Here is a 15,459-nt window from a genome sequence, read left to right on the forward strand (position 1 = left end):
TTATTCTGCCCGAGACAGCCCCGAGTGAATGGGCGCAAAATAGCGCCTACCTGCGTCACAGCCCGATTTTTCGGGCTCATTTATGTCTTCTACAAAGTCCTCCCTCACCGCCCTGACACTGGGGGCCATTGGTGTGGTTTATGGCGACATCGGCACCAGCGTGCTGTATGCCATGAAAGAGGTTTTCGGTTCTGGCCATGTGCCCTTCACGCCAGACAACGTCTACGGCATCCTCTCCATCTTTTTCTGGACACTGACCACGATCGTGTCCCTGAAGTACGTGGTCTTGGTGCTGCGGGCCGATAACCACGGTGAAGGCGGCTTGGTGGCCATGTTGGCTTTGGCCTCACAGTCGGTCAAAGACCAGCCGCAGTTGCGCAAGGTGCTCTTGATGGTGGGCATCTTTGGCACTTGTTTGTTTTATGGCGATGGTGTGATCACGCCTGCCATTTCGGTGTTGTCAGCGGTCGAAGGTCTGGAGATCATCTCGCCCGCCTTCAAAAAATCGGTCATTCCCCTGACCTTGGTCATTTTGTTCGTGCTGTTTTGGGTACAAAAACGCGGAACAGCTGGCATCGGCCGCTTTTTTGGGCCCATCACCTTGGTTTGGTTTTTAGCCATTGCCGCTTTGGGTTTGGTGCACATTGTTCAGCGCCCTGAAATTTTGTTGGCGATCAGCCCGCACTATGCGCTGAGTTTCATCTGGCACAACCCGGGCACCACCTTCATCATCTTGGGTGCGGTCGTCTTGTGCGTGACCGGTGCCGAGGCGCTTTACGCTGACATGGGGCATTTTGGCAAAAAGCCAATCCGCTTGGCTTGGTTTTCGGTGGTCATGCCTTGCCTGACGCTCAATTACTTCGGCCAAGGTGCGCTGCTGTTGGCGGAGCCTGAAGCGGTCAAAAACCCCTTCTACATGATGACCCCCGACTGGGCCTTGTTGCCCATGGTGGGCTTGGCCACGATGGCCACGGTGATTGCGTCACAAGCCCTGATCTCAGGTGCTTTCAGCGTCACCAAGCAAGTGATTCAGCTGGGCTACCTGCCACGGTTACAGGTTTTGCACACCAGTGAGACCGACACGGGCCAAATTTACATGCCCTTTGTGAACTGGAGCTTGTTTGCGGCGATCGCTTTGGCGGTCGTGATGTTCAAGTCGTCGAGCAACTTGGCTGCGGCCTATGGCATTGCCGTTTGCACCGACATGTTGATCACCACCGTGCTCACCTTTTTTGTCATTCGCCACGCTTGGAAGCTGCCCTTGGCCCTGTGCATTGGGGCCACCGGCTTTTTCTTATTGGTTGACTTGGCGTTTTGGGCTTCGAACATGTTCAAGTTATTGGACGGCGGCTGGTTCCCCTTGATGCTTGGGGCCGTGATCTTTACGTTCATGCTCACATGGCACGATGGTCGTCGACTGCTCAATGCATCCCTGCGTTCAGACGCCTTGCGATTGACAGATTTTCTGGAAGCTGTTTTTGTGGCGCCTCCAACCCGGGTCACGGGCACCGCTGTGTTTTTGACCGCGGAGGTCGGTACGGTACCCAATGCCTTGCTGCACAACCTGAAGCACAACAAAGTTCTGCATGAGCGGAATTTGTTTGTGACGGTGCAAAACCTTGAAATTCCACGCATGCCCTTGGCACAACGTCTGGAAGTCACCGATCTTGGCAGTGATTGTTGGCAAGTCATTGTCAACTATGGATTCAAAGACAACCCAGACTTGCCGTCCGCGCTGGCCAACATTGGTGGCAGCGGTGGCCGTTTGGACCCCATGATGACCAGTTACTTTTTGTCGCGCGACATTGTGATCCCTACCATCGGCGGTGGCATGGCCACATGGCGCGAAAAACTCTTTGCCCAAATGCACCACAACGCCAGTGGTGCAGCGGCATTTTTGAACTTGCCCACCAATGCGGTGGTCGAGTTGGGCTCCAAGATCGAAATTTGACGCGCTGTGGCCACGACTCACCTTCTGTATTTGCACGGTTTCAGATCATCGCCGCAGTCGGTCAAGGCCCAAACCATGGCCAAGCTGGTGCAGTCACAGCACCCTGAAGTCACTTGGTGGTGTCCCCAACTGCCCGCATCCCCCGCACAGGCCATGGCCTTGCTGTTGGAGGGTACAGCCGCCTGGCCGCTTGAGCAGATGGCAGTCATGGGTTCTTCTTTGGGAGGTTTTTATGCCGCATGGCTCTCAGCGCACATGGGGATCTCTGCGGTGCTGATCAATCCGGCCGTAAACCCCTCACGCGATTTGGCGCGCTACATCGGCGAGCACCCGGTCTGGCAAGACCCGTCGCAAAGCATCTTCTTCGAGCTGGCTTATGTGCAAGAGCTCCAAGTTCTTGAAAGTCAGCCCTTGCCAACCCGGCCCGCCACGCTGGCCTTGATCGCCAAGGGCGACGAGGTATTGGATTGGCGCGAAATGCTGGCCCGCCATCAGGCTGGGCAGGTGCGCCTGATCGAGGGCAGCGACCATGCCCTGAGTGATTTTGACGACCACTTGCCGCAAATCCTTGAATTTTTGCGCTTGGCCTGAGTCCTTGCCCAGGATTGGACAGGTGGCATGGGAAAATCCTGTCATGTACGTATTATTTGAAGATGCCGGCAAATTCATGGCCGGTCGCATCATGTCTGAAGCCGAGGCCTCGGCGCAGGTCGAACTCGACTCCGGTAAACGGGTCAAGGTCAAATCGGCCCACATGCTGCTGAAGTTCGACAAACCGGCCCCGGCCGCTTTGTTGCTCGATGCCGCCGCCTTGAGCCAAACCATCGAGTTGGAGCTGGCCTACGAATGCGCCCCGGACGAAGAGTTCGGCTTTGGCGACCTGGCACAAGACTATTTCAGCGCCAAAGCCAGCACCACCGAGCAGGTGGCGGCTTTGCTGTGCTTGCATGAAGCGCCGCATTACTTCCGCCGGGGTGGTGCCAAGGGGCGCTTTCGCAAAGCCCCTGCCGAAATCGTGCAGCAGGCCTTGCTGGCCATTGAAAAGAAAAAGCAGGTTCAAGCCCAGATCGAGGCCTGGTCGGCCGATCTGGTGGCCGGCACTTGCCCTGAGCCTATCCGCGAGCAGCTCTACAAAATCTTGTTTCGCCCCGACAAAAACACGCCCGAATACAAGGCCGTGGTCGAAGCCAGCAAGGGCAGCCAGACCGCACCATTGGATTTGTTGCAAAACGCGGGTGCCATCGCATCGCCGTGGGATTTCCATTGGCAGCGGTTTTTGTTTGACCTGTTTCCCAAAGGCACGGGCTTTCCTGTTTTGCAGGCGCCTGCCATTGCAGACGAATTGCCATTGGCGCCGGTTCATGCCTTCTCCATCGACGACTCGCACACCACCGAGATCGACGACGCCTTGTCACTGCAAGGGCTGGGCAGCGGCCGCGTTACCGTGGGGATTCACATCGCCGCTCCCGGTTTGGCCTTGTCACCCGGCAGCGCCATCGACCAGCTGGGTCGCGCTCGCCTGTCCACGGTCTACATGCCGGGCTACAAAATCACCATGCTGCCCGACAGCGTGGTGCAGGCCTACACCCTGATCGAGGGGCGAGATTGTCCGGCGGTGTCGCTGTACGTCACTTTCAGCGAAGACACGCTGGAGGTGCAAAGCGCCGAAACACGTCTGGAGCGCGTGCCAATTTTGGTCAATTTGCGCCACGACCAGTTGGACGAGCGCATCACCCAAGAATGGCTGGAAGGCGAAGATCAAAGCGATCATGCCGATGTGCCGGTGAGCCGTGCCACGCTGGGCTTTTTCTGGCGTCTGGCGCAAACCCTCAAGGCCCGGCGCGAAGTGGTGCGCGGCAAACCCGAAAACTTCAACCGACCGGACTACAGTTTCAAGTTGGAGCGCGCCAGCAACGACACGCCGCCCTTGGGGGACGAAACTGTGCTCATTGGCACCCGCAAGCGCGGCGCGCCACTCGACTTGATGGTGGCCGAGGCCATGATCTTGGCCAACAGCACCTGGGGCCAGTGGATGGCCCAGCTGGGTGTGCCCGGCATTTACCGCAGCCAGGCCAGCCTGGCTCCCGGTGTGAAAGTGCGCATGGGCACCAAGGCCTTGCCACATGCCGGCATTGGCGTGCCCAGCTACGCCTGGAGCACCTCGCCGCTGCGCCGCTACACCGATTTGGTCAACCAATGGCAAATCATTGCCTGCGCCAAGCACGGCGCCACAGCCGCATTGGCCGCGCCCTTCAAGCCCAAGGACGCCGAGTTGTTCTCCATCATCAGTGGCTTTGATGCGACCTACAGCGCCTACAACAGCGTGCAGTCCAGCATGGAGCGCTACTGGACACTGCGCCATGTGCAACAGCAAGGGCTTGAGGAGCTGGACGCCAGTCTGGTCAAGGAAATGGGGGGTGGCATCTGGTTGGTACGTGCCGACACTTTGCCCTTGATGTTCAGCGTGATGGGTGCGCAAAATTTGCCACGAGGGGCGCGGGTGCGCGTCAAACTGGCTGACGTGGATCTCATGGCTCTGGATGTGCGTGGCACGGTGATCGCCCATTTGGACGCAGATGCTGCACTGGACGGGATGGCCGTTGAGACCGATGAAGACGAAGACAATCTGCCCGCTGGCCCTGTGACCATTGCGGTGGATTTGAGTGACAGTCCGCAGGATCTGCCTGCTTAAGCCCAGCGAAAGAGCCTGAGCCATGCGCGCATTCGGACGGTGGTTGTTGCTCTTGCTCTTGGCCTTTGTGGGCCTGCAGCTCTTTTTTGCGCTGCGCGTGTTGAGCATGCAGTGGCTGATGCCCGAATCCACGGCCTTTCAGCGTTCGCAGGCATGGCAAATCCTCAAGCGTGATGGTCAACTGCCTTGGCGCCAAGAGCCAGTGGTTTTGAGTGCGGTGGGCACCAAATTGCAGCGGGCTGTATTGGCCTCAGAAGATGCCGCTTTCACCCAACACCAAGGCATTTGGTGGCAATCGGTGGAAAGCGCATGGGAGAAAAATGCCAAGGCCAAAGCCCAGGCTGAAAAACGTGCCCAGCGGCAACCCGAAAAGCCTGTCGCTGTAAAGATCGTTGGCGGCTCGACCATCACCCAGCAGTTGGCCAAAAATCTTTTTTTATCCGGTGAGCGCACTTTGCTGCGCAAGGCGCAGGAGGCCCTGATCACCGTGACGCTTGAAACTTTTTTGAGCAAAAGCCGTATTTTGGAAATCTACCTCAATCAGGTGGAGTGGGGCGAGGGTGTCTTTGGCATTGAAGCGGCAGCCCAGCATTACTTTCGCAAAAGCGCGTCCCAATTGAATGCTTGGGAGTCCGCGCGTTTGGCCGTCATGTTGCCGCGCCCGCGTTACTTTGAAAAACTGCCGCAGTCACCCTATTTGGCGCAACGCACCGAGACCATCATGGCCCGCATGAACGGTGTGGTTTTGCCATGAGTTTGACCACCACAGCGCCCCCAACCCTGCGCATTTTGGGCATCGATCCTGGCTTGCAAACCACGGGCTTTGGCGTGATCGACATCACGGGCTCGCGCCTCGGCTATGTGGCCAGTGGCGTGATTGAGACCACCCGCGAGGAAATGGGCAACCTGCCCGCGCGTCTCAAAGTCATTTACGACGGTATCCGAGAGATCACCGAGCGTTACCAGCCCGATGTGGCCTCGGTCGAGATTGTCTTCGTCAATGTCAACCCGCAGGCCACCTTGTTATTGGGGCAGGCCCGAGGTTGTTGTGTCACGGCATTGGTGTCTTGTGGTCTGCCTGTGGCCGAGTACACCGCCCTCCAGATGAAGCAATCGGTTACTGGCCATGGCCGTGCCGCCAAGTCGCAGATTCAGGAGATGGTCAAGCGTTTGTTGCAGCTGCCTGTAGTGCCTCGACAAGACGCAGCGGATGCCCTGGGAATGGCCATTACACATGCCCATGCCAGCCCGTCCATGAACAAGTTGGCGGCACAAGGGGTGTTGAGCCGTAAAACCCATGGCATGTTCAGAAGCGGCCGCAGCCACTGAATCCATCGGGTGAGGGCGTCAGACCTCGAAGTTGTCGATCAGCCGCGTGCTCCCCAATTTGGCGGCACCCAAAACCACCAAGTGATCGCCCGCTTGTGGCGCTTGCAGATCATGTCGGCGCCGCACCGTGAGGTAGTCGGGTTGCCAACCGCGTTGACGCAGACTTTGCATGGCCTGGGCCTCAAGCCCGGGCAAATGCTGGGCCAGTGCATCGGCTGCGGCCAGGGCGTCACGGCTCAAGGCGCGCAGGGCCAGTGACAGTTGCAGCGCTTCGGCGCGTTCGCTCTCACTCAAGTAGCCATTGCGTGAACTCAAAGCCAAACCGTCCTCGGCACGGCAGGTGTCCACCCCGATCACCTCGATGGGCAGGGCAAATTGGGCCACCATTTGGCGGATCACCATGAGTTGTTGGTAATCCTTCTTGCCAAAAACTGCCACGCCTTGGGCTTTACCCGCAAACACACTGGAGAACAGTTTCATGACCACGGTGGAGACGCCAGTGAAAAAACCCGGGCGAAATTCGCCCTCCAAGATGTCACCCAAGGCCGGATCGGCCTGCACCTTGACGGTCTGCGGTTGCGGGTACAAGTCCGTTTCGCGCGGCGCGAAAACCAGGTCGCAGCCCGCCGCTTCGAGCTTGGCACAGTCGGCTTCCCAAGTGCGGGGGTAACTGTCGAAGTCTTCGTGCGGCAAAAACTGCAGGCGGTTCACAAAGATGCTGGCCACCGTGAAGTCGCCCTGCGGCCGTGCCCGCTCAATCAGTTTGATGTGACCGGCATGCAAGTTGCCCATGGTGGGCACAAAGGCGGGGCATTGACTGGGTGCCAGGTGTTGGCGCAGTTCGGCAATCGATCGGGCGATGAGCATGAGAGAAATCGCCCTTACCAGGCGTGCAAGGCATTGTCAGGAAAGCTGCCGTCTTTGACAGCGCGCACATAAGCAGCCATGGCCTCCAAAACGCTGCTTTGACCGGTCATGAAGTTCCGCACGAACTTGGGGTTCTTGCCCAGGTTGACGCCCAGCATGTCGTGCATGACCAGCACTTGCCCCGCCGTGCCATGGCCTGCACCGATTCCGATGGTGTGGCAGCGTGGCAAAGCCAAAGTGAGCTCGGCAGAGAGGACGGCAGGCACCATCTCCAATACCAGCATGCTGGCACCGGCGTCTTGCAGTGCCAAGGCTTCTTGGCGCAGCTTGTCGGCCGAATCCCCACGCCCTTGGACGCGGTAACCGCCCAGTGCATGCACGGTTTGCGGCGTGAGGCCAAGGTGGGCGCAGACCGGGATGCCGCGCTCCACCAAAAACCGAACGGTTTCGGTGGTCCAACCACCGCCTTCTAGCTTGACCATGTGGGCGCCAGATTGCATCAGCACGTTGGCGCTGCGCAAAGCCTGTTCGCGCGACTCTTGGTAAGTGCCAAAGGGAAGGTCGCCAATGATCCAGGCGGTACCTTGCACACGCTGGATGCCACGCACCACGCTCTCGGTGTGGTATCGCATGGTGTCCAGACTCACCCCCACGGTGCTGGTCAGGCCTTGGCAGACCATGCCCAAGGAGTCACCCACCAAAATACAGTCCACACCCGCAGCGTCAGCGACCGCTGCAAAGGTGGCGTCGTAGGCAGTGAGCATGGTGATTTTTTCGCCGCGTTCGCGCATCTCGTTCAGGCGCGGCAAACTCACAGGTTTGCGTGTGGCCACAGGCGAGGCGGGGGGGAGTGTGCCGTAGGGGGTGGCGATGGATGAGGTCATGAAGGGTGCTTTCAGAGCCACGGGTGTGACGCGTTCACTGGGGTGTGTAGGCCAAGCGGACGTAAATGGGGGCAAAAGCTTCGGCTTGGGTGATCTCGATCAAGGTCTCTTTGGCCAACTCCAACAGGGCAATGAAGGTGACCACCAAAACAGGGGTTCCCAAGCTGGGGTCAAACAGTTTTTCAAATTCGACAAACTTGCGGCCCTGCAGGTGCTTCAGAACGATGCTCATGTGTTCGCGGACGCTGAGTTCTTCACGGCTGATTTTGTGGTGCTGCACCAGGTTGGCACGTTTCAGAATGTCGCGCCAAGCCGATTGCAGCTCGTCCATGCTCACATCGGGAAAGCGGGGTTGAAGGCTTTGTTCGATGTGAACTTGGGTGTTTAAAAAATCACGGCCATATTGCGGAATCGCATTCAGCTGCATGGAGGCCAGTTTCATTTGCTCGTATTCGAGCAGGCGGCGCACCAACTCTGCACGAGGGTCTTCGACTTCTTCGCCCTCGGCTGCACGTTTGGGTGGCAACAACATGCGTGATTTGATCTCGATCAGCATGGCCGCCATCAACAGGTATTCGGCAGCCAGCTCGAGGTTGCGTTGGCGGATTTCGTCCACATAACTCAGGTACTGGCGCGTCACACCCGCCATGGGAATGTCCAGGATGTTGAAGTTTTGCTTGCGGATCAAATAGAGCAACAAATCCAGCGGCCCTTCAAAGGCCTCTAGAAAAACTTCCAAAGCGTCAGGCGGGATGTACAAATCCCGCGGCATGGAGAACAAGGGCTCTCCATACAGACGGGCAACCGCCACGCTGTCCACCAGCACGGGCAAGGCCGAGTCCAAGCCCTCAGGGGCTGATTCGAGATCGGTGAAAGCCGTGCTCATGCAGGAGTAGGGCTGGATCAAGCCTTGGTTTGGTAAACGTAGGGCTGTTGCGCCACACGTGCCGCTTTGGCTTGGGCTTGGAACTGAGCGTCCATGCCGGTGTCCCACAACAAAGCCCGGCCTTGGCGTTGTTCAGCTTCGAGTTCAGGGCGCTCGACTTTGAGTTGGGCCAGAAACTGTGTGGTGTCAGAGGTGTAGTGGGGGCGTGCAAAGGGGAACATGGCTGACCTGTTGAACAAAGCACTCATTTTAAGGGCTCAGACCGGTTCCGGATCTTCCAAGTCGATGTGCTGGGAAAAGCCAGAGCGTTCCAACAAAGAGCGCGGCTGGGCATTGAGTCCGTGCAGCACCAAGCGACCTTGGCGTTTGCCAAGGCTCCGCTGGAGTTGTTCCAGCGCATCCAAGCCTGTGGTGTCCAAAGAAATCAGTTGACGCGCATCCAAACGCATCACCAAGCCCGGTGTAGCCGTGTCGGCCAAGCGCTGCAATGGGTCGAGTTTGGCCACCGCACCGAAAAACAAGGCGCCGAACAAACGTGCCTGCACACTTGTCTCGGTTTGAGAGTCAATGTCCGCGCTGAACAAGTGGCTTTGGCGGCGCACAAACAGAACAAAAGCCAGCACCAAACCCAATTCCAGAGCCACCGTCAGGTCGAACACAATGGTCATGACAAAGGTCGAGACCATCATCAGGCGGTAGTGGTTGCTGAATTGCTTGAGGCGGGCGAACTCTCGCCATTCCCCCATGTTCCAAGCCACGAACAACAAGACCCCTGCCAGCACCGCCAATGGGATGTGCATGGCCAACGGCGCGGCCAGCAAGACCACGGCGGCCAAGGTTGCGGCGTGCACGATGCCCGCGATGGGTGATACGGCGCCAGATCGGATGTTGGTCACCGTGCGGGCGATGGTGCCGGTGGCGGGCATGCCGCCAAAAAAAGGCACCACAGCGTTGGCAATCCCTTGAGCCATGAACTCTTGGTTCGGGTCGTGTTTGGGTGTGTCACTCAGTTGGTCGGCCACGCGAGCGCATAAAAGCGATTCGATCGCACCCAGCAGCGCAATGGTCAAGGTGGGGACCACCAAGAGCTTGGCTGTTTCCCAAGAAAAGGCGGGCCACTCCAACACCGGTAAGCCTTGGGGGATGCCGCCAAAGCGAGAGCCGATGGTGTCGACCGGCAGGTTCAGTGCCCAAGCCAAAAGCGTCAAACTCACCAAAGCGATCACTGGCGCGGGCACCCGCGAGGTGGCTTTGAGTGCACTGATGCCTTGGATGCTGTCGAGTTGGCGGCGAAACTGCGAGTCCACGGCCCACAAGCGCGGCCAAAGAAACAAGCCCAGCACACACACCATGGCCAAGCCAAAGGCGAAGGGGTTGAAGCTCCCGATGGCGCCGGATAACGTGCCGATTTGGCTGAAGAAGTCGGCCGGCATTTTTTCAACCTGCAGGCCCATGGCATCGCGCAGCTGCGACAGACCAATGAGCACCGCAATACCGTTGGTAAAACCAATCACCACGCTCACCGGCACATAGCGCACCCAACTGCCCAAGCGCAACCAACCGAGCAAAAACAGCAGCACACCGGCGCTCACGGTCGAAATCAACAGGTTGGCCAAGCCGTAGCGTTCGACGATGCCGTAGACGATGACAATGAAAGCGCCCGCCGGGCCGCCGATTTGCACCGAGGTGCCGCCCAAGGCCGAAATCAAAAAGCCCGCGATGATGGCCGTCCACAAACCGGCCTCGGGCTTGAGCCCGCTGGCGATCGCAAAGGCCATGGCCAAGGGCAAGGCCACAATGCCCACCGTGACACCGGCCCCCGCGTCGAGGGCCAACTTGTGTCGGGTGTAGCCCCTCAGGTCTTGCAGGAGGCGGGGGCGAAAGGGCGCCAGAGGCGGTAAACCGGGGAACATGTCGGAGATGTTACTCCCCGGCTGTTCAGATTCATGTCGGCCTTGTGTCTCAGTGGATGCGCATGCCGGGCTTCGCGCCGGGCCAAGGCTGCAGCACAAAGATGCCGGGCTCAGCCTTTTCGTCGGCGTGGCTGGCCGCCAGCACCATGCCCTCGGAGACGCCAAACTTCATTTTGCGCGGGGCCAAGTTGGCCACCATCACGGTGAGTTTGCCCACCAAGTCTTCAGGCTTGTACATGCTGGCGATGCCCGAGAACACGTTGCGTGTTTTGCCCTCGCCCACGTCCAGCGTGAGGCGTAGCAATTTAACCGAGCCTTCCACCGGTTCGCAGTTCACGATCTGGGCTATGCGCAGGTCCACCTTGGCAAAGTCGTCGATGCCAATGGTCGGGGCGATCTCTTCGCCGCCGGGGATGACTTTTTCTTCCACCACGGCCGGTGGCTCGAAAAGGGCTTCGAGTTGTTCGGGTGTGACGCGTTGCATCAGGTGTTGGTAAGCATGGATGGTGTGGCCGGCGCCCAGCAGATTTTGTGCTTGGGCAAAGCTGAAGGGCGCCACGTTCAAAAAGGCCTCAACCTGCGCGGCCAAAGAGGGCAACACGGGTTTGAGTTGCAAGCTGAGCAAGCGGAAAGCTTCGATGCAGGTACTGCACACGTCGTGCAAACGGGCGTCTTGGCCTTGTTGTTTGGCCAAGTCCCACGGTTTGTTTTGGTCCACATAGCTGTTGACCTTGTCGGTCAGCAGCATGATTTCGCGCAGGGCTTTGGCGTATTCGCGTTCGTCGTAGAGCGCAGCAATGCTGGGTGTGGCGGCTTGCAAGGCCGAGAGCAGGGCTTGACCGTCGGTGCTCACGGGGCCGAGTTGGCCGCCAAAGCGCTTGGCGATGAAGCCGGCCGAGCGCGAAGCGATGTTGACGAATTTGCCAATCAGGTCAGAGTTCACCCGGGCCATGAAATCTTCGGCGTTGAAGTCAATGTCTTCATTGCGTGCTGACAGTTTGGCTGCGAGGTAGTAGCGCAGCCACTCGGGGTTCATGCCCAGGCTCAGGTACTTGAGCGGGTCCAGGCCGGTGCCTCGGCTCTTGCTCATTTTCTCGCCGTTGTTCACCGTCAAGAAGCCGTGCACGAAAACGCTGTTGGGTGTTTTACGGCCCGAGAAATGCAGCATGGCCGGCCAGAACAGTGTGTGGAAAGTGACGATGTCTTTGCCAATGAAGTGGTATTGCTCCAGCGCCGGGTTGGCCATGTAGGCGTTGTAGTCCTCGCCACGCTTGTCCAGCAGGTTTTTCAGGGACGCCAAATAACCCACGGGCGCGTCCAGCCAGACATAAAAGTACTTGCCGGGTGCGTCGGGGATTTCAATGCCAAAGTAAGGCGCGTCGCGCGAGATGTCCCAGTCGCCCAGGCCTTCGCTGGTCGTGCCGTCGGGGTTGGTGCGCACCGAAAACCACTCTTTGACCTTGTTGGCCACCTCGGGCTGCAGCTTGCCGTCTTGCGTCCACTGGCTCAAAAATTCAACGCAACGCGGGTCGGACAGTTTGAAAAAGAAATGCTCGGAGGTTTTGAGCTCCGGCTTGGCACCCGACAGGGCTGAAAACGGGTTGATCAGGTCGGTGGGCGCGTAGACCGCCCCGCAGCTCTCGCAGTTGTCGCCGTACTGGTCTTTGGCATGGCACTTGGGGCACTCGCCTTTGATGAATCGGTCAGGCAAAAACATGTTCTTTTGCGGGTCAAAGAACTGCTCGACCGAGCGCACCTCGATCAGCGAGCCGCCATCGGCAGCCGAAATGTCGCGCAGGTCACGGTAAATCTGGCGAGCCAGCTCGTGGTTCTCAGGCGCGTCGGTGCTGTGCCAGTTGTCAAACTGAATATGAAAGCCGTCCAAGTAGGGCTTGCGGCCTGCGGCGATATCGGCCACAAACTGTTGGGGCGACTTGCCCGCTTTTTCAGCCGCGATCATGATGGGCGCGCCGTGCGTGTCGTCGGCGCCCACAAAATTGACCTGGTGGCCCTGCATGCGCTGGACCCTGACCCAGATGTCGGCCTGGATGTATTCCATGATGTGGCCGATGTGGAAATTGCCGTTGGCGTAGGGCAGGGCCGTGGTGACGAAAAGCTGGCGGGGCGCGGTGGGGGCGGACATGGTGGGGCAGTTTGTAGGGGAATCGACGATTTTAGGGTGTATGGGCTGTCTTGTCGGTAAACTTCGGCCCATTCTAGAAAGTGACCATGGCGACCACCGAACAACTCATCCAGGCTCTGCAAGCCGTCATTGACCCCAACACGGGCAAAGATTTCGTATCCACCAAAACCCTGAAAAACCTGCAAGTCGAAGGCGGCGATGTGTCCTTTGATGTGGAACTGGGCTACCCGGCCAAAAGTCAAATTCCTGGCATTCGCCAAGCTTTGATTGCTGCCGCCAAAGGTGTGGCGGGCGTGTCCAATGTTTCAGCCAATGTGACCAGCAAGATCACCGCCCATGCCGCCCAGCGCGGCGTGGCCCTGCTGCCACAGGTCAAAAACATTGTGGCTGTAGCCTCGGGCAAGGGGGGCGTGGGCAAGAGCACCACCGCCGTCAACTTGGCGCTGGCCCTGGCGGCCGAAGGCGCCAAAGTGGGCTTACTGGACGCCGACATTTACGGCCCCAGCCAACCCATGATGATGGGCATCGAAGGTCGCCCCGAAAGTGAAGACGGCCAAACCATGGAGCCCATGGAGAACTACGGCGTGCAGGTCATGTCGATTGGTTTCCTGGTCAACGCTGACGAAGCCATGATTTGGCGCGGCCCCATGGCGACCCAAGCGCTGGAGCAGTTGCTGCGCCAGACCAACTGGAAAGAGTTGGATTATTTGATTGTGGACATGCCCCCTGGCACTGGCGACATCCAATTGACGCTGTCCCAGCGCGTGCCCATGACGGGCGCCGTGATCGTGACCACCCCCCAAGATATCGCCCTCCTGGACGCCAAAAAAGGCGTGAAGATGTTCGAGAAGGTCGGCGTCCCGATTTTGGGTTTGGTTGAGAACATGGCGGTACATGTGTGTACCAACTGTGGCCATGTGGAGCACATTTTTGGCGCCGATGGAGGCAAAAAAATGGCGGCCGAATACGGCATGGATTACCTCGGTGCCTTACCCCTGGACATGCAAATTCGCCTGCAGGCCGACAGTGGCAAGCCCACTGTGGTGTATGACCCCGACGGCGAAGTGGCCCAAATTTACAAGGCCGTGGCCCGCCAGGTGGCGGTCAAGATCGCGGCCAAAGCCAAGGATTTTTCCAGCAAGTTCCCCAGCATCAAGATCAGCAAGGACACCTGATCGGCTGGCGGTCCATGAAAAAAACCGGCCTGAGCCGGTTTTTTTGCTTTCAGCCTGCCGCGTTTTCCAAGTCGCGCAACCGAAAGCGCTGGATCTTGCCCGTGGCGGTCTTGGGCAACTCGGCCACGAAGTCAATGAAGCGCGGGTATTTGTAAGGGGCCAGACGCTCTTTCACGAAGGCTTTGACTTCTTCTTGCGTCAGGCTTTGACCGGGCTTGAGCACGATGAAAGCCTTGGTTTTGGTCAAACCGTCGGTGTCTTGTTTGCCAATGACGGCCGCCTCCAAGATCGAGGGGTGTTGCACCAGGGTGGACTCAACTTCAAAGGGCGAGACATAGATGCCGCTCACCTTGAGCATGTCGTCGTTGCGCCCGGCGTAGGTGTAGTAGCCGTCGGCATCACGCGTGTATTTGTCGCCACTCTTGGTCCACACACCCTGGAAGGTGTCGCGTGTTTTTTCTCGGTTGTTCCAGTACATCAAGGCACTGCTGGGTCCCTGGATGTAAAGGTCGCCGATCTCGTTGTGTCCCGTGATGACGCTGCCGTCTTCGTTGCGCAGTTGCACCTCGTAGCCGGGTACGGCTTTGCCGGTCGTGCCGTAGCGCACGTCACCAGGGCGGTTGGACAGGAACACGTGCAGCATTTCTGTGGAGCCGATGCCGTCGATGATCTCGCAGCCAAAGTGCGCGGTCCAGCGCTCGGCGATGTCGCGAGGCAGCGCTTCACCAGCCGAAGAGCACAAGCGCATCGCCACCTTGCTTTTGGCCGGCAAGTCTGGGCTGGCCAGCATGCCGCCGTAGCCTGTGGGGGCACCATAAAAAACAGTGGCTTGGTGGTCCACCATGCGCTTGAAAGTCGCTTGAGGGGTGGGGCGTTCGGCCATGAGCACCACCGTTGCCCCCACGCTCAACGGGAAAGTGAGCGCGTTGCCCAGACCGTAGGCAAAGAAGAGTTTCGCGGCCGAGAACACAACGTCGCTCTCGCGCAGTTCGAGCACGCCTTGGGCATACAGTTCGGCCGTCCAGTACAGATTGCCTTGGCTGTGTACGGTGCCCTTGGGCTTGCCGGTCGAGCCTGAGGAATACAGCCAAAAAGCCGGTTCATCGGCCAAGGTTTGGGCGGGCAGCACAGGCTTGTTTTGGGCCACGCAGTCGGCCATGTTGAATTGACCCCGAGTCAAAGCGCCTGTAGGGCGCGAGACCAGCACTTGCCGGACCTCGTTTTTGACCATGTCCAGTGCACTTTGCAGTGTGGGCAGCAGCGCACCCGAGACAAGGGCCGCTTGGGCCCGGCTGTTGCTCAGCATGAAAGCATAGTCCTCGGCAGTGAGCAGGGTGTTCACCGCCACCGGCACCACCCCCGCATAAAGTGAACCCAGAAAGGCCACCACCCAGTCGGTGCTGTCATGCATCAGCAAGAGGACGCGCTCTTCGCGTTTGAGGCCCATGGCCTGCAGACCGCCTGCAAAACGGCGGATCTGTTCGGTCAGCTCACCATAGGTCAATGTGCTCACATCGTCGATCAACGCGGTTTTGGCGGCGCGCCCGGCATTGATGGCAATCAGGTGTTGGGCAAAGTTGAAATCGGCGCTGGGGGCGGTCACGGGGCGTGTCATGTAG

Annotated in this window: 13 protein-coding genes; 6 read left to right on the forward strand and 7 right to left on the reverse strand. The window is 58.8% G+C overall.

Annotation, left to right across the window (positions count from 1 at the left end; genetic code table 11):
- The first annotated feature begins 82 nt into the window (after positions 1–82).
- Genes Q1M54_RS01865 through ruvC form a run of 5 tightly spaced genes read left to right on the forward strand, consistent with a single transcriptional unit; the run spans position 83 to position 5,972 of the window.
- Complete coding sequence (locus tag Q1M54_RS01865) at positions 83–1,951, forward strand: potassium transporter Kup (RefSeq protein ID WP_300553099.1); 1,869 nt, start codon at positions 83–85, stop codon at positions 1,949–1,951.
- Positions 1,952–1,957: 6 nt separating this feature from the next.
- Positions 1,958–2,542, forward strand: coding sequence for a YqiA/YcfP family alpha/beta fold hydrolase (locus Q1M54_RS01870; RefSeq protein WP_300553102.1), 585 nt, complete (start codon positions 1,958–1,960; stop codon positions 2,540–2,542).
- A 43-nt stretch (positions 2,543–2,585) separates the two neighbouring features.
- On the forward strand, positions 2,586–4,643 hold the full coding sequence (locus tag Q1M54_RS01875; protein ID WP_300553105.1) for a ribonuclease catalytic domain-containing protein: 2,058 nt from the start codon (positions 2,586–2,588) through the stop codon (positions 4,641–4,643).
- Between the two features lie 22 nt (positions 4,644–4,665).
- Positions 4,666–5,397: a monofunctional biosynthetic peptidoglycan transglycosylase gene (gene mtgA, locus Q1M54_RS01880; protein WP_300553107.1), complete on the forward strand. Its 732-nt coding sequence runs from the start codon at positions 4,666–4,668 to the stop codon at positions 5,395–5,397.
- Positions 5,398–5,423: 26 nt separating this feature from the next.
- Entirely contained in the window at positions 5,424–5,972 is a 549-nt protein-coding gene (ruvC, locus tag Q1M54_RS01885) for a crossover junction endodeoxyribonuclease RuvC (RefSeq protein WP_300553434.1), read from the forward strand.
- Positions 5,973–5,990: 18 nt separating this feature from the next.
- Here the strand turns inward: ruvC and panC are convergent, their stop codons facing one another.
- From panC to metG, 6 genes are read right to left on the reverse strand one after another with little or no spacing between them, the layout of a single operon-like run.
- The gene (panC, locus tag Q1M54_RS01890) at positions 5,991–6,839 is read right to left on the reverse strand and encodes a pantoate--beta-alanine ligase (RefSeq protein ID WP_300553110.1); all 849 of its coding nucleotides are present in this window, start codon (positions 6,837–6,839) and stop codon (positions 5,991–5,993) included.
- A 14-nt stretch (positions 6,840–6,853) separates the two neighbouring features.
- Positions 6,854–7,723, reverse strand: a complete 870-nt coding sequence (gene panB, locus Q1M54_RS01895; protein ID WP_300553112.1) for a 3-methyl-2-oxobutanoate hydroxymethyltransferase — start codon at positions 7,721–7,723, stop codon at positions 6,854–6,856.
- A 34-nt stretch (positions 7,724–7,757) separates the two neighbouring features.
- A complete protein-coding gene (locus Q1M54_RS01900) occupies positions 7,758–8,609 on the reverse strand; it encodes a ScpA family protein (protein WP_300553115.1) in 852 nt (283 codons plus the stop codon).
- A gap of 17 nt (positions 8,610–8,626) precedes the next feature.
- Entirely contained in the window at positions 8,627–8,830 is a 204-nt protein-coding gene (locus tag Q1M54_RS01905; RefSeq protein WP_300553437.1) for a DUF3460 family protein, read from the reverse strand.
- Positions 8,831–8,866: 36 nt separating this feature from the next.
- Positions 8,867–10,522 carry a SulP family inorganic anion transporter gene (locus Q1M54_RS01910; protein ID WP_300553118.1) on the reverse strand — a complete coding sequence of 552 codons (1,656 nt, stop codon included), beginning with the start codon at positions 10,520–10,522 and terminating at the stop codon, positions 8,867–8,869.
- Positions 10,523–10,571: 49 nt separating this feature from the next.
- The gene (metG, locus tag Q1M54_RS01915; RefSeq protein ID WP_300553121.1) at positions 10,572–12,665 is read right to left on the reverse strand and encodes a methionine--tRNA ligase; all 2,094 of its coding nucleotides are present in this window, start codon (positions 12,663–12,665) and stop codon (positions 10,572–10,574) included.
- Positions 12,666–12,751: 86 nt separating this feature from the next.
- Between metG and apbC the strand changes: the two genes are divergently transcribed.
- Positions 12,752–13,840, forward strand: coding sequence for an iron-sulfur cluster carrier protein ApbC (gene apbC, locus Q1M54_RS01920; protein WP_300553124.1), 1,089 nt, complete (start codon positions 12,752–12,754; stop codon positions 13,838–13,840).
- A 49-nt stretch (positions 13,841–13,889) separates the two neighbouring features.
- Here apbC and Q1M54_RS01925 read toward each other — a convergent pair whose 3' ends face one another.
- The gene (locus Q1M54_RS01925) at positions 13,890–15,455 is read right to left on the reverse strand and encodes a benzoate-CoA ligase family protein (protein ID WP_300553127.1); all 1,566 of its coding nucleotides are present in this window, start codon (positions 15,453–15,455) and stop codon (positions 13,890–13,892) included.
- Positions 15,456–15,459: the final 4 nt, after the last annotated feature.

The organism is Limnohabitans sp. Rim8, assembly GCF_943326455.1.
Lineage (GTDB): Bacteria > Pseudomonadota > Gammaproteobacteria > Burkholderiales > Burkholderiaceae_C > Limnohabitans_A.